At 61.1% G+C, this 17228-nt stretch carries 16 protein-coding genes; 11 read left to right on the top strand and 5 right to left on the bottom strand.

Going from position 1 to position 17228, the window contains the following annotated elements; all coding sequences use genetic code 11:
- Positions 1-113: 113 nt before the first annotated feature.
- The 5 genes from F3J08_RS09875 (at position 114) to F3J08_RS09855 (ending at position 4691) form a co-directional block, all read left to right on the top strand.
- Positions 114-1127: a LysR family transcriptional regulator gene (locus F3J08_RS09875; RefSeq protein WP_166929666.1), complete on the top strand. Its 1014-nt coding sequence runs from the start codon at positions 114-116 to the stop codon at positions 1125-1127.
- An 80-nt stretch (positions 1128-1207) separates the two neighbouring features.
- Positions 1208-2245, top strand: a complete 1038-nt coding sequence (gene queA / locus F3J08_RS09870) for a tRNA preQ1(34) S-adenosylmethionine ribosyltransferase-isomerase QueA (RefSeq protein ID WP_166929664.1) — start codon at positions 1208-1210, stop codon at positions 2243-2245.
- Positions 2242-3414 carry a tRNA guanosine(34) transglycosylase Tgt gene (gene tgt / locus F3J08_RS09865; RefSeq protein WP_166929662.1) on the top strand — a complete coding sequence of 391 codons (1173 nt, stop codon included), beginning with the start codon at positions 2242-2244 and terminating at the stop codon, positions 3412-3414. Before queA ends, tgt begins: the two co-directional genes overlap by 4 nt.
- A 13-nt stretch (positions 3415-3427) precedes the next feature.
- The gene (gene queG / locus F3J08_RS09860) at positions 3428-4489 is read left to right on the top strand and encodes a tRNA epoxyqueuosine(34) reductase QueG (protein ID WP_166929660.1); all 1062 of its coding nucleotides are present in this window, start codon (positions 3428-3430) and stop codon (positions 4487-4489) included.
- Complete coding sequence (locus F3J08_RS09855) at positions 4482-4691, top strand: ribbon-helix-helix domain-containing protein (protein WP_023979092.1); 210 nt, start codon at positions 4482-4484, stop codon at positions 4689-4691. The genes queG and F3J08_RS09855 overlap by 8 nt, the downstream gene beginning before the upstream one ends.
- A 73-nt stretch (positions 4692-4764) precedes the next feature.
- Here F3J08_RS09855 and F3J08_RS09850 read toward each other — a convergent pair whose 3' ends face one another.
- Together F3J08_RS09850 and F3J08_RS09845 are read right to left on the bottom strand one after the other, a co-directional pair.
- Positions 4765-5016 (bottom strand): hypothetical protein, encoded by a 252-nt coding sequence (locus F3J08_RS09850; protein ID WP_166929658.1) that lies wholly within the window; start codon positions 5014-5016, stop codon positions 4765-4767.
- On the bottom strand, positions 5013-5489 hold the full coding sequence (locus F3J08_RS09845) for a DUF2778 domain-containing protein (RefSeq protein ID WP_166929656.1): 477 nt from the start codon (positions 5487-5489) through the stop codon (positions 5013-5015). The genes F3J08_RS09850 and F3J08_RS09845 overlap by 4 nt, the downstream gene beginning before the upstream one ends.
- Positions 5490-5704: 215 nt before the next feature.
- Here F3J08_RS09845 and F3J08_RS09840 point away from each other — a divergent pair, with 215 nt between their 5' ends.
- From F3J08_RS09840 to F3J08_RS09830, 3 genes are all read left to right on the top strand, one after another.
- Entirely contained in the window at positions 5705-8938 is a 3234-nt protein-coding gene (locus F3J08_RS09840; protein ID WP_205206899.1) for a response regulator, read from the top strand.
- Between the two features lie 32 nt (positions 8939-8970).
- Positions 8971-9798 carry a TerB family tellurite resistance protein gene (locus tag F3J08_RS09835; protein WP_062164061.1) on the top strand — a complete coding sequence of 276 codons (828 nt, stop codon included), beginning with the start codon at positions 8971-8973 and terminating at the stop codon, positions 9796-9798.
- Between the two features lie 176 nt (positions 9799-9974).
- Positions 9975-10991 carry a sulfite exporter TauE/SafE family protein gene (locus tag F3J08_RS09830; RefSeq protein WP_166929654.1) on the top strand — a complete coding sequence of 339 codons (1017 nt, stop codon included), beginning with the start codon at positions 9975-9977 and terminating at the stop codon, positions 10989-10991.
- 151 nt (positions 10992-11142) lie between these two features.
- Here F3J08_RS09830 and F3J08_RS09825 read toward each other — a convergent pair whose 3' ends face one another.
- A complete protein-coding gene (locus F3J08_RS09825) occupies positions 11143-12294 on the bottom strand; it encodes an aldose epimerase family protein (protein WP_166929652.1) in 1152 nt (383 codons plus the stop codon).
- Positions 12295-12653: 359 nt separating this feature from the next.
- Between F3J08_RS09825 and F3J08_RS09820 the strand changes: the two genes are divergently transcribed.
- Genes F3J08_RS09820 through F3J08_RS09810 form a run of 3 tightly spaced genes read left to right on the top strand, consistent with a single transcriptional unit; the run spans position 12654 to position 14918 of the window.
- Complete coding sequence (locus F3J08_RS09820) at positions 12654-13499, top strand: VacJ family lipoprotein (RefSeq protein ID WP_023979098.1); 846 nt, start codon at positions 12654-12656, stop codon at positions 13497-13499.
- A gap of 12 nt (positions 13500-13511) precedes the next feature.
- Positions 13512-14129, top strand: a complete 618-nt coding sequence (locus F3J08_RS09815) for a phospholipid-binding protein MlaC (protein WP_166929650.1) — start codon at positions 13512-13514, stop codon at positions 14127-14129.
- A 54-nt stretch (positions 14130-14183) separates the two neighbouring features.
- Positions 14184-14918: a metallophosphoesterase gene (locus F3J08_RS09810; RefSeq protein ID WP_166929648.1), complete on the top strand. Its 735-nt coding sequence runs from the start codon at positions 14184-14186 to the stop codon at positions 14916-14918.
- Here the strand turns inward: F3J08_RS09810 and F3J08_RS09805 are convergent.
- Together F3J08_RS09805 and ettA are read right to left on the bottom strand one after the other, a co-directional pair.
- Positions 14915-15433 (bottom strand): GNAT family N-acetyltransferase, encoded by a 519-nt coding sequence (locus F3J08_RS09805; RefSeq protein WP_122038916.1) that lies wholly within the window; start codon positions 15431-15433, stop codon positions 14915-14917. The genes F3J08_RS09810 and F3J08_RS09805 overlap by 4 nt on opposite strands.
- Before the next feature lie 68 nt (positions 15434-15501).
- Positions 15502-17181 (bottom strand): energy-dependent translational throttle protein EttA, encoded by a 1680-nt coding sequence (ettA, locus tag F3J08_RS09800; protein ID WP_023979103.1) that lies wholly within the window; start codon positions 17179-17181, stop codon positions 15502-15504.
- Positions 17182-17228 lie beyond the last annotated feature (47 nt).

Here is a 17228-nt window from a genome sequence, read left to right as displayed (position 1 = left end):
CCAGCTGCCGTGAGGAGCGCACCGTCCCATATGTTGATCCATCTGGACACTTGATATATTCCGATAGATAGTATCGCCTCAAGTTATGGATAATCAGTCAGGGAAGAGGCGCAATGCTGGACCGTATCTCGCTCGATCAGCTACGCGTTTTTATTGCCGCCGCCGATGATGGCAGCTTTTCCGCCGCAGCCAGACGCTTCCGCCGGTCGCAACCCGCCATAAGCGAGATGGTCGCCACGCTGGAATCCCAGATGGGTGTCGCGCTTTTTGACCGTATGGGGCGCTACCCGCAGCTCACCAAGGCAGGCGAGACCCTTCTGGCGGATGCACGCGGCATCGTACTGGGCGTGGACCACATGAAGGCACGCGCTTACGGCATGTCATCGGGGATCGAGCCGGAATTATCGGTCGTGGTCGATGTGTTCTTTCCCATGGATCGCATGACGCGCGTGGCACGTGGCTTTCGCGAGACCTTTCCCCACACGCCGCTGCGACTGTATGTCGAGGCACTTGGGGGCGTATTCGAGCCGATCCTCGATTCACGGGCCCGTATCGGCATTGCAGGCCCCCTCCCCGATCTGCCCGACGCGCTCTCCTCGGAAGTTCTGGGCGATATCCGGTTCATGATGGTGGCCTCGGCCGAGCACCCCCTGGCCCGTCACGAAGGTCCCATTCCACGTGAAGAACTCGCCCGGCATGTGCAGCTTGTGCTGACGGATCGTACCTCCCTTTCCGCCGGGCGGGAGCGTGGCATTTTCTCACCCTCGACCTGGCGTCTGGCCGATCTCTACGCCAAGCATCACTTCCTGCTTGGCGGGCTTGGCTGGGGCGGCATGCCGGTCCACAGCATCAGGGCCGATCTGGACTCCGGCAGGCTTGTCGAACTCGATATTGACGGCTTCATCCCCGGCGGCTCGGCCATGCCCATGACCGCTGTCTACCCAACCGCCGAGCCGCCCGGCCCGGCGGGGCGCTGGCTGATCGACCATCTCAAGCTCTGTCCGGGCCATCAGGCCGAGGCTGAGAGTGCCGGCTTGCCCCGGAGCGATCACACACACCCCGACGAGCGGCTTCAACCGCAAATCACGAGTGGGGCCTGCCGCTCCACGCAGCCGGTTCTTCCCTGAAGACGCATGCGACGGCGGGGAAAGGAAAGGATTATTTGCACTGGCATTGCAGGCCGGATCTGGCCTAAACGAAGCCGCCCATGCAGATATCCGATTTCGATTTCGATCTTCCGCGCGAGAATATCGCTCTGGAACCCGCCCGCCCGCGTGACAGCGCCCGCCTCTTGCGTGTTGCTGCCGGTCAGCCTTTGGCCGAGACACGTATCAGCGATCTGCCCAGCCTGCTCGAACCCGGCGATCTGCTGATCGCCAATGATACGGCGGTCATCCGTGCCCAGCTCGCGGCACGACGCGGTGAAGCCAAAATCGGGATCACGCTCGATCGTATCCTGAGCGATGGCAGCTGGCATGCGCTGGCGAAAAACGCCCGCAAGCTGAAGCCGGGCGACACACTGCATTTCGGCACAGATTCCGTAACCGCTGAAGTTGTCGAGAATGAAGGCGATGGGGCAATCTCCATGCGCTTCTCCGCCGAGGGCGAGGCCTTTGACGACTTCCTCAAACGCGCTGGCGTTCTTGCCCTGCCGCCTTATATCGACCGCCCCACCGGCCCGACGGCGCAGGATGACAGCGACTACGCCACGATTTTCGAGCGCTACAAGGGCGCCGTTGCGGCGCCCACGGCGGGGCTGCATTTCACGCCCGAGGTTCTGGCCGCGCTCGATGCGCGCGGCGTAAAGCGCCACACCCTCACCCTGCATGTGGGAGCGGGCACCTTCCTGCCCGTGCGTGACGAGATTGCCACCCACAAGATGCACGCCGAATGGGGCCGCATCGACGCCCAGACGGCACAGCTTATCAACGACACCCGCGCCAGCGGCCGGAGAATCGTGGCCGTCGGCACGACCAGCCTGCGTCTGCTTGAGAGCGCCGCCGATGAGCAGGGCATCGTTCACCCCTGGGAGGGGGAGACCTCCATATTCATCAAGCCGGGCTATCGTTTCCGAGCGGTTGATCGGCTGATGACCAATTTCCATTTGCCGCGCTCGACCCTGTTCATGCTCGTCTGTGCCCTGGCCGGAACCGAGACCATGCGCGAGGCCTATCGTCACGCGATTGCCAATGGCTTTCGCTTTTATTCCTACGGAGATGCCTGCTTGCTGGACCGCGCCCCATGACCGAATCCGCCACGAAAATGCAGTGGAAGGCCGAGGCCTGTTGCGGTCAGGCGCGTGCAGGCCATCTGCATACCGCCCATGGCACGATCCCGACGCCTACCTTCATGCCGGTCGGCACGGTGGGTACGGTCAAGGCCATGACCATGGATGCCGTGCGCTCGACGGGTGCGGGTATCATTCTGGGCAATACCTATCACCTCATGCTGCGCCCCGGCGCCGAGCGCGTGCGCAAGATGGGCGGCCTGCATCGCATGATGGACTGGTCCGGTCCGATCCTGACCGACTCAGGCGGGTTTCAGGTCATGTCGCTTGGTGCGCTGCGCAAGCTCGATCAGGACGGGGTGACGTTCAATTCCCATATCGATGGCTCAAAGCATCGCCTGACGCCGGAAAGCAGCACAGACATCCAGCACGCGCTGGATGCCACCATCACCATGTGTTTCGATGAATGCCCCGCCCTGCCCGCCACGCCGGAGCGCCTCGAATCCTCCATGGAATTGTCCATGCGCTGGGCGGCGCGCTCGCGCGAGGCCTTCGTGCAACGCCCCGGCTACGGACAGTTCGGCATCGTGCAGGGCGGCACGGAGCGCGATCTGCGCGCGCGCTCGGTCAAAGCCCTGACTGATATCGGTTTTGAGGGTTATGCCATCGGCGGTCTGGCGGTGGGTGAAGGTCAGGAACTCATGTTCTCGACGCTCGATTTCACCACCCCGCTCCTGCCGCAGGACCATGCACGCTATCTGATGGGCGTGGGCACCCCCGATGATCTGCTGGGCGGTGTGGAACGCGGTGTCGACATGTTCGATTGCGTCATGCCCACACGTGCAGGCCGCACGGCGCGCGCCTATACCGAGCGCGGTACGCTCAATCTGCGCAATGCCCGCCATGCCGAGGATAATCGCCCGATCAGCCCGGACTGCGATTGTCTGGCCTGTTCACGCCATAGCCGCGCCTATCTGCATCACCTGTTCCGCGCCAATGAAATTCTGGGCCCGATGCTGCTGACCTGGCACAATCTCGCCTATTACCAGCGCCTGATGCGTGAGATACGCGCGGCCATCGTGGACGGCACCCTGCCGCAGAAAGCGCTTGCCTTGCGTGCCGGCTGGGCCGCGGGAGACTGGACGCAGGACGAATTCCCCCAGCCGGACTGGCCACCCGTCCCATGACGTCCTCTGCCCCATGAGCAAGAGCATCGAAGACCGCATTGCCGACCATGCGCGGCATCTCGGCTTCGATGCGATCGGGTTCTGTGACGCCACCCTGCCCGAAGAAGCCCGCACGCGCCTGAAGCAGTTCGTGGAAGACGGGCGCCACGGCACCATGAGCTGGATGGAACAGCGCATCGACCAGCGCGGCGACCCCAAGGCGCTTTGGCCCGAGGTTCGCAGCGTGATCTCACTCGGCCTGTCTTATGCACCTGAAGCCGATCCCGCCGAAACACTCGACCAACCCGATACCGGCACGATCTCGGTCTATGCCCGCCATCGCGACTATCATGATGTGCTCAAGGGCATGCTCAAGCATCTGGCGCAATTCGTGGTGCGTCAGGATGTCGGTGGCGATGGCACACAGGTGAAGGTGTTTGTCGACACGGCGCCGGTTATGGAAAAGCCTCTGGCCGAACAGGCCCAGCTTGGCTGGCAGGGCAAGCACACCAATGTCGTCTCCCGCGATCATGGGTCATGGCTGCTTCTGGGTGAAATCTACACCACGCTCGACCTCACCCCGTCACCACCACGCGCCGGGTCGTGCGGCAGCTGCACGCGCTGCCTGACCGCCTGCCCCACCGATGCTTTTCCGCGCCCTTATGCGCTCGATGCGCGACGCTGCATCGCCTATCTCACCATCGAGCATGACGGGCCGATTCCAGTCGAATTCCGCAAGGCGATGGGCAATCGCATCTATGGTTGTGACGACTGCCTGAATGCCTGCCCGTGGAACCGTTTTGCCGCGACCTCGCGCCATATGAAGCTCCAGCCCCGTGCCGATCTGATGGCGCCCCGGCTGGACGATCTGGCCCGTCTGGACGATGCCGGATTTCGCAGCTTTTTCTCCGGCTCGCCCATCAAGCGCATCGGCCGCAACCGCTTTGTGCGCAATGTGCTGATCGCGCTCGGGAATTCGCGCAACACTGACCATCTGGCCCTGATCGAAACCCTGACCGGGGACGAGAACCCGATGGTGGCTGAAGCGGCAGAATGGGCACGAGCCGAGTTGCTGGGTCACGAAGACAATGAGTGATCTCGTCAAACGCAGCTTCACACTGTCACGCCACCGCACCAGCATCGCTCTGGAGCCGGAATTCTGGGCCGTGCTGGAGGAAATGAGTGCCGGCAATTCGCTGGCTTCCCTGATCGCCAGTATCGACGCATCCCGCCCGCCGGAACGCCCGCTCGCCTCGGCATTACGGGTAGCCTGTCTGGCCTTTCTACGCAGTTCCTGAGCGCAATCCGGTAACGCTCAAGGCGTCCCGAATTGTCACGACTGCGAACACTGCCTGCTGTATCCTGCGGAATTCAGGCCTTGCGGCGGCTCATCAACGCACGCAGCCCTGTCACGATGACGTAGGCCAGGATAAGGCTGACAAGCATCATGGTCGTCATGATGATACTGGCCTGACTCAGACCCAGGGCAAGAGCGTCATTGACGTAAAAAACGGGCGACAGGATCTTCCAGCTTCGACCCGACCAGGCAAAATAGTGATGCGTGGCATTACCCAGAGCGAGATAGACCAGAACGGCGACCGGCAGGGTGACAAGCGCTTTCATCTGACGTCCAGCGTCCCGTAAGACCGCATCCCGTTCACATAGGTCGGCGATTGAGCGAGCAGGAATTCACGCAGGCGATAGAAATCATGGGTTTCAGGCAATGTAATGCATCCCTTGCTGATCCCCCAGAACCCAACAGGATGCAGCCGGAAAGCCCCGCGTCTGATGCCGTCTATCGATGTCTGATCGTCTATGATGCCGTCATCACGGTAGAGGGCGAACCAGTCCTGACGTCGGGTACCCGCGAAGAAATCACCGACATGATCCCTGACGACACCCAGTCGACCTCCGCACTGCCGGTCGAGGATATGGTAAAGCCCCGATGGGAGAGGACCGTTATTCCTGTTGCTGGCCGCCGCAGGGCGGTTGGTGAAGTCGCCGGACCCGGAATAGGCAGGAAAAGAGCCGAACCCCACGCAGGTAAGTACCGAAACGTCTTTCTCGTTGAGGTAGAATACGCAATGCGCGGGCAAATGATTTGTCTCCGATATCAGGCACAGAGTAATCTGCTCGAGTACTTCTCTCTTTTGCATTTTTCGGTAGGCAGGACCATCGCTGCAATCCTCTGCATAGGCGGCTGCCAATGAAGATTCAGGCGCCCCCACGATTGGTGCAACGCCTCTCACCTGACCGTGAGCAAACCTCTAGCCAATGACGATCGTTGTCGATATTTAACGACAACATCATAATGCTCACCTTCGTGATGCTGGGGCTTCATCGATCCATGACGTCTTGCCCATCTGGCACTGCCATCTCTCCTGACAGCCTCGAAGCCTTTATCGAAGCCGAGATCACGCGTGGCAGCTTCACGAGTGAGCGCGCCATGATCGAAGCTGGCCTGACCCTGCTGCGTGAGAAAATGGCCACTTCCGCCAAGCGGGAGGGAGTCGCCTTTCCGCCTGCTGGTGGTCAATGCGGTGCGCTGATCCGTGGACTGGACTGGAAACAGCATGCCGTTGGCCCAACATGCCGATGGTCTGATCCGCTACGGGCAACGATTACCAATATCGTCAATTCCCCTGTGGCCAAGATGCTGCTTTGGGGGCCCGAGCAGATCCTGTTCTACAACGACGCCTTCAGTCTCATCGCAGGCGACCGCCACCCCTACGCACTTGGAACGCCGCTCGCAAAAGCCTTCCCCGAACTCGATGCGTGGACAAGACCCGTTATCGAAGCCGGAATGCGCGGGGAAGCCGCAAGTTTTCAGAATCGCAAGATCAGGCTCAACCGGCAGGATCAGGTCGAAACGCTGATTCTCGACTTCTATTTCACCCCCGTTTACGAAATGGGCGAAGCGCCTGGCGGCGTCTTGTGCACCATCGTCAACAATACCGAACGCGTTCACGCCGAGAAGCGTCTGGCCTCAAGCGAAGCGGAATTACGGCGCGTCACCGATGCGACGCCCATGCTCGTTTCCTATGTCGATCAGGCGCATATCTATCGCTTTGCCAATGCCGCTTATGAATCCTGGCTGGGCCTGCCGCTTGAGCGCATCGTCAACTGCCCCGTCATCGAGGTTCTGGGGGCACGTGTCTATGAAGACAGGCGCCCCGATCTGGAAGCTGCGCTCTCGGGCCGGTCTCTCACCGCTGAGACACTCCTGCCTCATCAGGACGGCACAGAGCGTCATACAGAGTTCCGCTACGTGCCGCATATCGACGATGATGGGGTCGTGCATGGCGTGCATATCCTCGGCATCGATATCGAGGATCGGGCACGGCGTATCGCCGAGGTCGCCGCAAGCGACAGGCGTTTCCGCACCGCGATGGAAGCCGTTCATGGTGTGCTGTGGACCAACAGCGCCGATGGCCGCATGACGGGCGAGCAGCCGGGCTGGGCTGCGCTGACAGGCCAGACAAGCGAGGAATATCAGGGTTTCGGCTGGGCCAATGCCGTTCATCCGGACGACGCGGCCGCCTCGGTTGTCGAATGGAACGCCTCCGTGTCGTCACGCAGCATGTTCGTGCATGAGCATCGCGTGCGCAACCGCGACGGGAAGTGGCGCAATTTTGCCATACGCGCCCTGCCCATCCTCGATGACGCAGGCGAAATCACCGAATGGGTGGGGGTTCATACCGACATCACCCATCAACGCGCCGCAGAAGCTGCGTTGCGCGATCATGCCGAAGACCTGTCCCGTCAGGTACACCATCGCCAGAGGGCTGAAGAACAGCTGCGCAAGCTGAACGAGACGCTCGAAAACCGCGTGATCGAGGAGATCACGGAGCGACGTCAGGCCGAGACCCGACTGGCTCAGGCGCAGAAAATGGAATCCATCGGCAAGCTGACTGGCGGCGTGGCGCATGATTTCAACAACCTGCTTCAGGTGATCAGCGGCAATCTGCAACTGCTCGGCAAATATGTGATGGGCAACAGCCGGGCCGAGCGTCACGTCAGCAGCGCAATGGGCGGCGTGCAGCGTGGTTCACGTCTGGCCAGCCAGCTGCTTGCCTTCGGCCGCCGTCAGGCACTCGAACCCAAGATCGTGAATGTGACCCGCTTCGTGCGTGGCATGGATGAAATGCTGCGCCGTGCGATTGGTGAAGGGATCGAGATCGAGACCATCGTCTCGGCTGGCCTGTGGAACACGTTCATCGATCCGGCACAGATCGAAAACGCCCTCCTGAATCTCGCCATCAATGCCCGCGATGCGATGGATGGACAGGGCAAGCTGACGATCGAACTCGGCAACACCCATCTCGATGACGCCTATGTGCGCCAGCATGACGAGGTCAAGGCCGGGCAATATGTGCTTCTGGCCGTCAGCGATACCGGCACGGGTATGACACCCGACATTCTTGCCAAGGTGTTTGAGCCATTCTTCTCGACGAAGGCAGAAGGCAAGGGCTCCGGGCTTGGCCTCTCGATGGTCTATGGTTTTGTCAAGCAGTCCGGCGGTCACATCAACATTTACTCCGAGCCGGGCGAAGGCACGACCATCAAGCTCTATCTGCCCCGTGCGATGGACGCCGAGGATGTCGAAATCGAACATCACATGGCCCCCGTCACCGGCGGCAGCGAGACCGTGCTGGTGGTGGAGGATGACGATGAAGTGCGGGCCACCGTGGTCGAGATGCTTTCCGACCTCGGCTATCAGGTTCTCAAGGCCACCGATGCCGCCAATGCGCTGGTGGTGATCGAAAGCGGTATGCCCATCGATATCCTGTTTACCGATGTTGTCATGCCCGGAACCCTCAAGAGCCCGGAACTGGCCCGTCGCGCCAAGGAGCGCCTGCCGGACATCGCTGTGCTTTTCACTTCCGGCTATACCGAGAACTCAATCGTGCATGGCGGCCGCCTGGATGCCGGGGTGGAACTGCTTTCCAAGCCCTATACGCGCGACGCGCTGGCCCGGAAATTCCGCCATGTTCTGGCCAATCGCCAGCAACGCGTGCAGGCAACAGCGCCGCGCCAGCCGGACCCATCGGAAGCCTTGTCTGCCAGCGCCGGACAGGCGGCCCTCATTTCCGGGGCGGAGTCCGTCGGAATGGGGAACGCTCCGGCCCGCACGCTTTGCGTGACGGTATTGCTGGTTGAGGATGACCGTCTGATCCGTCAGGCCACCTCGGAAATGCTCAAGGAATCGGGCTTCCTGACCGTTGAGGCTGCCGATTACGACGAAGCCCTGATCGTGCTGCAAACGATGCCGGTTGATGTGTTGCTGACAGATGTGAACCTCCCGGGCCTTTCGGGGAAGGATCTGGCTGCGCAGGCGCGCCTCCTCAGGCCTGATATCGGGGTCGTTTTCGCCACAGGTGATGTTCATGCCGTCGAGGGCGATCCGTCTGTCGTCGTGCTGTCCAAACCCTATGACCTCTCAACGCTCACTGCGTCCCTCTCGCGCAGCCTCCCTCGCCTCTCGCCGCAAGCTCAACCAGCTGACGACACGGCTCCGGCCAAGGATCGCCCCACCACTGTTTGAACTCTCCCCTGTGCTCATGCTACCGATAGGGAATGGCATTCTGGGGAAAGATGTTCGGTGGCGTGGCCGGTTTCGCTGTTGGCGGACCGATGGGCGCGCTCATGGGTGCGGCGCTGGGCCATGCGGCCGATCGCGGCTCGCTGCTTGAAACACCAACCGGGGGATGGCACGAGCACTGGCGCACCAAGGGACAGCCTGACCCCAATGGGGCCGCCTTCATGGCAGCCGCCAAGATGTCCACCCTGCTTGGCAAGACCGATCAGCTTTATGCCATCGGTCTGGTCGCCCTCTGCGCCAAGATGGCAAAGATCGATGGTCCGGTGAACAAGGCCGAGATCAGGGCCTTTCGCTCGCTCTTCCAGTTTCCGGCCGATAACATGCGTGAAGTGGGCATGTTGTTCGATCGGGCCCGTGACCGCACGGATGATTTCGAGATGTATGCCCGCGAACTCGGCAAGGGCTTTACCAAGGATCGTGCCCCGCTTGAGCAACTGCTGATGGCGCTCTTCGTCATCGCACGGGCGGATCTTCCCCCCGGCGCCGATCTGCATCCTGCTGAAACGGCTTTCCTGAAAAAGGTCCATGCGGCTTTTGGCCTGCCACCCGGGGCCTGGGACAGGGCCGAGACGGGTCGCTCCGGTTCAGCCAGCAACGAAAACGATGCCTATGTCGAACTGGGTCTCACGCGTAGCGCCACCGATCAGGAAGTCAGGACGCGCTGGCGTGTGCTGATCAGGGAACATCACCCTGATGTTCTCGGTCAGAAAAACCTCAGTCCCGATGCCCTGGCCAAGGCCGGTGATCGCGTCGCCCGCATTAACGCGGCGTGGGACCGGATCAAGCGCGACCGTAAATTGTAGCCCCTGCCTGCGCCATACCCCGCCTCTGGCGCGTCGACCCGCAAGCGGTACGACACAAGCGGACCTCCCCGACATGATTTGATAATTTGTTGAGAGTAATTCTCATATAAAAAATACCCTCATGAGCCCGGCATACACTGCTTGCCGGTGCGCCTTGCGGAAGCGGTTTCCCGGCCATGATGGTTTTTCTGCTCCTTTTCTGCCTCTCCTGTGCTGCCTTCACGATCTCCTCCGTCGCAGGCGGGGGCGCTGGCCTCGTGATCATGCCCGTGCTGGGCCTTGTGCTGGCCACACCCAAAATCCCGGCAGCGCTCTCCATCGGTACCATGTGCAGCACGGTCGGGCGCATCGTCACCTTCTGGCAGGTCATCAACTGGCGGGTTGTTCTGTTTTTTACCCCGGCCGCCCTGCCGGCTGCCGCGCTGGGCGTGTTCTGCCTGCGGCTCATGCCACCGGTTTATCTTGAGCTTGCGCTAGGCCTGTTTCTGAGTGGCAATGTGTTTCTGCTCCTTCGTCGCAGCCCGCCCGTAGAGACCGATCAGCGCCAGTGGCGCTACCTGCCTGCCATAGGGTTCGCAGCAGGGTTCGTTTCCGGATTCACCGGTGCGACGGGCCTCCTTTTCAACCGGCTCTACCAGAAGCTGGGCCTGCAGAAGCAGGCACTGATTGCTACGCGCGCAGCCAATGAGGTGCTGCTTCATGCCATCAAGCTGGTGCTTTACGCGCAGTTCGGCCTGTTTGATCGCGGGGTCTTTCTGGCTGGGGTTTGCGTGGGTGCAGCAGCGCTGGCCGCGATCAAGGTGACACAGTGGGTCCTGCCTCTGCTGACCCACGCCCAGTTCTGCCGGATCGGCCATGCAGCTGCGGCTGTGGCAGGAATTCTCATGCTGAGCGGTGCCGCCCACCAGATTGTTCAGAAGGATGCGATGTCACTCAGCTACGGGCGCGCCCATGGGGAGACGGAACTGGCCATGACATGGCGCAGTCACCGGCTGGCGCTGGAATTCGAGCGGCCTCTGGAACTCGAGGTCAAACATCGGGTGGCCAGCGTGATCGATCCGCAGACAGGCCGTTCAGGCGCGCGGCTGACGGTGCTGCATCTCGCGGCCAATCGTGGCCTGTTCATCACACGGCGCGACCTGCATGGCGACCGTGAGTACGGCGTCCACCAACGCCACCGGCACGACGCATAGCGACGTGCCCACGGCGTGATGGGACCAGATCGGAGTTCCTGGGACCGTGAAAGCTGTGCCCCCCAAGCCCGATGGCCGTAGTACCAGGCGTAAAAAAAACCCCGCACGTCCGGAGACGTACAGGGTTCTTTCGGGTCAGGCCACTGGAAGCTTAGCGGGTACCGAGCTTGAAGATGGTCGTGTAGTCGAACTTCTGCCCCGGACGGAGTTCCGTGGTGGGGAAGGACGGATGGTTCGGGCTGTCGGGATAATGCTCGGCTTCGAGGGCCAGCGCGTCGGTCTGACGATAGGCCCGATGGGAGATCCCGGCATATTTCCCGGTCAGCGAATTGGAGGTGTAAACCTGCAATCCTGGCTGGTTGGTCGAGACCTCAAGCGTGCGCCCGGAAGCCGGATCGAAAATCACCGCAGCAGGCCGCGGGGCTTTGCCGTAGGCACCATCGACGATCCAGTTATGGTCATAGCCACGAGCAATCAGCATCTGCGCAAAGTCGCTGCGCAGATGATCACCGATCCGCATGGGCTTGCGGAAATCAAGCGGCGTTCCCGCCACCGTGGCCAGCTCGCCCGTCGGGATCGAGGTGCCGTCGGTCGGGGTATAACGCTCGGCGTTGATCTGCATGACCTCGTTCTCGATCGAGCCCGAGCCCTCGCCATTCAGGTTCCAGTAGGAATGATTGGTCAGGTTCAGCACGGTCGGCGCATCGGTCGTGGCCTGGTAGTGCAGGCTGAGCGCATTGTTTTCATCCAGCGTATACGTCACGCTGGTCGTGAGCGCGCCGGGAAAACCCTGATCGCCATTGGGGCTGACAAGACGCAGCGTGACCGAAGCACCCTTGGCGTTCTTTTTCGTGTCCACCAGCATCCAGACGTGCTTGTCAAAACCGATTTTTCCACCATGCAGGGCGTTTGGCGGGTCGGTCAGATCCGTATGATAGCTCTTGCCATCGATGGTGAAGGTGCCATGGGCCAGACGATTGGCGTAGCGACCGATCATTGCCCCGAAAAACAGGCCGCCCTCAGCCGAGTCCTTCGTGTAGCCCTCAAGCGTGCCAAACCCCAGAACCAGATCCTGCACATGACCTGCGCGGTCCGGCGCTTCCACAGACTGGATGATGCCGCCATAGGTGATGACACGGACCGTCATCGCATGATCGTTGGTCAGCGTGATGATTTTGACATCCTCACCGGCAGGAGTCTTGCCCCAGGGCTGGACCGTCACAGCTGGCGCAGCCTGCGCCGCACCGTCCATTATCCCCGCAAGCGCCACCAGACATACGGCGCTCTTCACTAATGCTTTCATGGACAAGGTGCTTCCATCTGTTGATTCGCCGCCACACTGGTCGGAGAAATGATCTGTGTCAAAGTATATAAAGTTCATTTTCCTCAACCGCAGCCCACCTCAAACGCTACGCATACGGCATGAGTTGGCATCTACGGTCTGGCGTCTGACAGACATCGTGCTAGAAAACCACGATGCTGCGTCTCGCGCGAGACAGCACGGACATTCTCTTCCCGCCAGAGAGGGTGTTTCCTGCTGAATTGTGGGTGACGCGATGAGGTAACAGGACCGGAGTTGAGTGACGGCTCCGGATAAACGATCGTGAGCAGGTGCGCAGTTTATGGCGCGACCGAGCGCGCTGACACGACTTGGGGATTGCGATGACCGCACCGCTAGGTGATTCCGATAACCGGCCAACCGCCGGAACTGCCGATTCAAGCCGTAAAAGACGGCGCGAGCAGCGCAAGGGCGGCCGTGTTCTCATCGGGCTGAGCGCCCTTCTCTCCCTAAGTGCCTGCGCCAGCTGGCGCAACCCGCCGCCGAAAGATCCCGAGGCGCTGGCGGACTACAAGGAAGCCAACGACCCCTACGAGCCGGTCAACCGCAAGATGTATGGCATCCAGATGTGGGCCTATCATCACGCGCTGCGTCCGGTGGGCAAGGCCTGGGCCTGGGCGGTACCCAAGCCGATCCGCAACTCGATCGATAACCTGAACCAGACATGGTACATGCCAACGGTCTTCTTCAGTGATGTCGGTGCTGGCAAGCCACGCCGCGCTGGCGATGACTTCATGCGTTATGTCATCAACATGACACTTGGCGCTGCCGGGTTCATCGACGTCGCGACATCGCTGGGCTATCCGCATCATGACAGCGATCCGGGTCTGACACTGGCGACATGGGGTGTACCGAGCGGCCCCTATCTCTTCCTGCCGGGCCTCGGCCCCAACACGCTGCGCGATGCTGGCGGCTACGCCATCGCGCAGGGCTTGTCGCCCATCAACTACGTGCCACGCGGCTATGGCCTGCTGACATTCAACTGGGCCTATAACGTCGCTGGCGTGCTGGGTGGATTCTCGTCTCATATTGACGAGATCGATCAGGTCGAGCAGGATTCACTCGATCCGTACGCGTTTATTCGCAGCGCCTGGCAGCAGAACCGCGCCAGCCAGGTTGACTCGCTCCGCAACGACCACCGGGCGACCGTGCCGGACTGGTACAATTAAGGACCTCCCGACATGTTCAAAACCTGCATCTCTTTCTCCCGTCGCGCAGCTCTTGGCGCTCTGACCACAGCGCTCGTTTCCGTCGCAGCCCTGTCCACCCCGGCCCATGCTGAAGATGCACAGGGCTTCGTGACCGCTTTCGGTAGCAAGCTCGTCGGGATCATCAACAGCGACAAGGGCCTGGCTGAAAAGAAGGCCGAGGTTCTGCCCCTGCTGCAGAGCAATGTGGACATCGCCACCATCGGCAAGTTCTGCCTTGGGCGCTACTGGCGCACGGCCACCCCTGATCAGCAGGCCCAGTACCTGAAGCTGTTCCATCAGGTGCTGGTCAATGCCGTTACGGACAAGATCGGTGACTATCGCGGCGTGAGCTTTAAGGTGACCGGCGAGACCAACACCCCCAATGGTGAACTCGTCAGCGCCCAGATCATGCGCCCCGGTCAGCCGGTTGCCGATATGGGCCTGCTGATTGCCCATGATGGCGGCATGAAGATCGTCGACATGATCGGTGAGGGAACGAGCCTGCGCCTGACCCAGCGCCAGGATTACAGCTCCTATCTCGCCCGCAATGGCGGCAATGTCGCCACACTGATCAGCGCGCTCGAGCGTCAGCTCTCGCATCGTCACTGACGACACATCCTTTTCGTCGGGAGTTCTGACGCTCCCGACGAAAAGACCTGCTTCATGAAAATAGCCGTCCTCGCGGACATACACGGCAATCTCACGGCGCTAGATGCCGTCCTGGCAGATTGCGCCCTGCACAGCGTCGACCAGCTGGTCATTCTGGGCGATCATTTCTCTGGTCCGCTCCTGCCCTTCGAAACAGCCGAAAGACTGATCTCCCTCGCCCCGACTGCCATAGCTGGCAATCACGAGCGGCAGCTTCTCACGCAATCATTTCATGAGATGGGGGCGTCCGACCGCTTTACCTGCCGGGCCCTCGCTCCTCATCATTTCGACTGGATGACAAGGCTTCCGGCAACGCTTCGGCTGGAAAGCGATATCCTTCTCGTTCATGGCACCCCCACCAGCGACATCGCCTATTTCCTTGAAACTGTCTCGGCTCGGGGTCTGCGTCCCGCTACGCAGGCAGAAATCGTCGCCCGCGCCGAAGGCACGGACGCCCGCCTCATCCTGTGCGGTCATACCCACATTCAGCGCAAGGTGGCCTTCGGAAAAGGGAGACTGGTACTCAATCCCGGCAGCGTGGGCCTGCCTGCCTATGAGGATGACGAACCCTGCCCCCATCAGATCAGCAATGTCTCTCCGCACGCACGTTACGCGCTGCTCGACGACGCAAACGGCAACTGGGCTGCCAGCCTCCATACGGTCGCCTATGACTGGGAGCAGGCGGCACAAACTGCGGAAAGAAATGGCCGGCCAGACTGGGCCAAGGCACTGCGTACGGGACGCCTTTAGGCCAGAGCAGCTCGCTTGTCCTGCCTGATTTCATAAACGAGCATCAGATAGCCATCGCGCTCGAAGCTTTCCACATGGTGCATACCAATGCTGCCCAGCACGATGCGGGAAGGCATATTGTCCTCGCGGGTGACGCCCACCACGCGTTCGACACCTGCATCCAGCGCAAAACGCAGCGCAGCGCCCGCTGCCTCACGTGCGATACCACGCCCGGCGGCCTCGGGTACCAGTGCGAAGCGCAGGCCCAGGCCGCGCCCGTCCGGACGCTCATGCAACCCCGTGATGCCCACGAATCGGTTGTTTTCGCGAATGGTAAAAATGCCGATGCCGCGCTTTGCCCAGAAAGCGAGGTCATCGGCCATTTCGTCCTCGACCTGCCGGAGCGAGCGGACACCCCCCAGCATACGCCCGAATGAGGCGCCATTGGTCTTGAGGCGAATCATGTCCTGCATATCGTGCCAGCTTACGGGCTGCAGCACGAGCCGCTGGGTCCGTATCTGACGCCCAAGCGTCACGATGCGTACCCGGTCATGACATCGGCAAGAGAGATGTCAGAGATGAACCGCTCCGACATCTTCATCCCTTAACGTGCGATGGGGCGATACTTGATACGGCTCGGTTCGGTCGAATCCGGTCCGAGGCGACGACGCTTGTCTTCTTCATAATCCTGGAAGTTACCCTCGAACCATTCGACATGGCTATCACCCTCGAAGGCGAGGATATGCGTAGCCAGACGGTCGAGGAACCAGCGATCATGCGAGATGACCACGGCGCAACCGGCAAATTCGGCAAGAGCGTCTTCGAGCGCACGCAGCGTGTCGACATCGAGATCGTTGGTCGGTTCGTCGAGCAGAATGACATTGCTGTCCTTCTTGAGCATCTTGGCCAGATGCACGCGGTTACGCTCACCACCCGAGAGCACGCCTACGCGCTTTTGCTGATCGGAGCCCTTGAAGTTGAAGGCACCGACATAGGCACGCGACGGCACCGTGCGCTTGCCCAACTGGATGACATCCGTGCCGCCCGAAATTTCTTCCCACACCGTCTTGCTGTCATCGAGCGAGTCGCGTGACTGATCGACATAGCCGAGCTTGACCGTGTCACCGATCTTGAGCGCACCGCCATCCGGCTGATCCTGACCCGTGATCATCTTGAACAGCGTGGACTTACCCGCACCGTTCGGCCCGATCACACCCACGATACCACCCGGCGGCAGCTTGAAGTTCAGGCCGTCGATCAGCAGACGATCGCCAAAGCCCTTGGAGAGGTTCTCGGCCTCGATGACCGTGCCACCCAGACGGGGGCCGGGGGTGATGACGATATCGGCCGTGCCACCGGCACGCTCCTGACTGGCGGCCAGCATTTCCTCGTATTTGGTGATACGGGCCTTGCTCTTGGCCTGACGGGCCTTGGGCGAGGCGCTGATCCATTCCTGCTCGGCGGCAAGGGCGCGCTGGCGCGAGCTCTCTTCCTTCTCTTCCTGGGCAAGACGCTTGCGCTTCTGGGTCAGCCAGGAGGAGTAATTGCCTTCGAACGGATAACCACGACCGCGCTCGATTTCGAGAATCCAGTTCGTGACATTGTCGAGGAAGTAGCGGTCATGGGTGATGACCATGACGGTGCCCTGATAATCGCGCAGGGTCTTTTCGAGCCAGGCCACGCTCTCGGCATCGAGATGGTTGGTCGGTTCGTCAAGCAGCAGCAGGTCGGGCTTTTCGAGCAGCAGGCGGCACAGCGCCACGCGACGGCGCTCACCACCGGAAAGCATGGTGACAGGGCTGTCGGCAGGCGGGCAACGCAGGGCTTCGAGCGCGATCTCGAGCTTGCGATCGAGCTCCCAGCCGTCGCCAGCGTCGATCTTTTCCTGCAACTCGGCCTGTTCGGCCAGAAGCGCGGTCATTTCATCGTCGGTCATCGGCTCGGCAAAAGCCATCGAGATCTCGTTGAAGCGATCCACCGCGTGCTTCAGGTCACCGAAGCCGAGTGCCACGTTCTCACCGACGGTCAGGGACTCGTCGAGCTTGGGCTCCTGCTCCAGATAGCCGATGCGCGCGCCTTCAGCGCCCCAGGCCTCACCGCCATATTCCTTTTCGATACCGGCCATGATCTTGAGCAGGGTCGATTTACCGGCGCCGTTGACACCGAGCACACCGATCTTGACGCCGGGAAGGAAGGACAGGGTGATACCCTTGAAGACCTCACGGCCCCCGGGATAGGCCTTCGTCAGGTCCTTCATGACATAGACATACTGATAGGCGGCCATGACGGATCTCCTGATGGAATGGTCGGACGGAATAGGACGAGAACGCG

The organism is Asaia sp. As-1742 (assembly GCF_011753235.1).
Taxonomy (GTDB): domain Bacteria; phylum Pseudomonadota; class Alphaproteobacteria; order Acetobacterales; family Acetobacteraceae; genus Asaia; species Asaia bogorensis_B.
The sequence above is the reverse complement of the archived record's forward strand: the minus strand, read 5'-3'. Positions and strand labels throughout refer to the sequence as shown.

What these genes read in the sequence shown, in the direction of transcription:
- F3J08_RS09830 (WP_166929654.1), top strand. Translation starts at nt 9,975, where the DNA reads ATGATGGTTTTTCTGCTCCTTTTCTGCCTCTCCTGTGCTGCCTTCACG.
- ettA (WP_023979103.1), bottom strand. Translation starts at nt 17,181, where the DNA reads ATGGCCGCCTATCAGTATGTCTATGTCATGAAGGACCTGACGAAGGCC.
- F3J08_RS09825 (WP_166929652.1), bottom strand. Translation starts at nt 12,294, where the DNA reads ATGAAAGCATTAGTGAAGAGCGCCGTATGTCTGGTGGCGCTTGCGGGG.
- F3J08_RS09855 (WP_023979092.1), top strand. Translation starts at nt 4,482, where the DNA reads ATGAGTGATCTCGTCAAACGCAGCTTCACACTGTCACGCCACCGCACC.
- tgt (WP_166929662.1), top strand. Translation starts at nt 2,242, where the DNA reads ATGACCGAATCCGCCACGAAAATGCAGTGGAAGGCCGAGGCCTGTTGC.
- F3J08_RS09820 (WP_023979098.1), top strand. Translation starts at nt 12,654, where the DNA reads ATGACCGCACCGCTAGGTGATTCCGATAACCGGCCAACCGCCGGAACT.
- F3J08_RS09875 (WP_166929666.1), top strand. Translation starts at nt 114, where the DNA reads ATGCTGGACCGTATCTCGCTCGATCAGCTACGCGTTTTTATTGCCGCC.
- F3J08_RS09815 (WP_166929650.1), top strand. Translation starts at nt 13,512, where the DNA reads ATGTTCAAAACCTGCATCTCTTTCTCCCGTCGCGCAGCTCTTGGCGCT.
- queG (WP_166929660.1), top strand. Translation starts at nt 3,428, where the DNA reads ATGAGCAAGAGCATCGAAGACCGCATTGCCGACCATGCGCGGCATCTC.
- F3J08_RS09850 (WP_166929658.1), bottom strand. Translation starts at nt 5,016, where the DNA reads ATGAAAGCGCTTGTCACCCTGCCGGTCGCCGTTCTGGTCTATCTCGCT.
- F3J08_RS09835 (WP_062164061.1), top strand. Translation starts at nt 8,971, where the DNA reads ATGGCATTCTGGGGAAAGATGTTCGGTGGCGTGGCCGGTTTCGCTGTT.
- F3J08_RS09840 (WP_205206899.1), top strand. Translation starts at nt 5,705, where the DNA reads ATGCTCACCTTCGTGATGCTGGGGCTTCATCGATCCATGACGTCTTGC.
- F3J08_RS09810 (WP_166929648.1), top strand. Translation starts at nt 14,184, where the DNA reads ATGAAAATAGCCGTCCTCGCGGACATACACGGCAATCTCACGGCGCTA.
- queA (WP_166929664.1), top strand. Translation starts at nt 1,208, where the DNA reads ATGCAGATATCCGATTTCGATTTCGATCTTCCGCGCGAGAATATCGCT.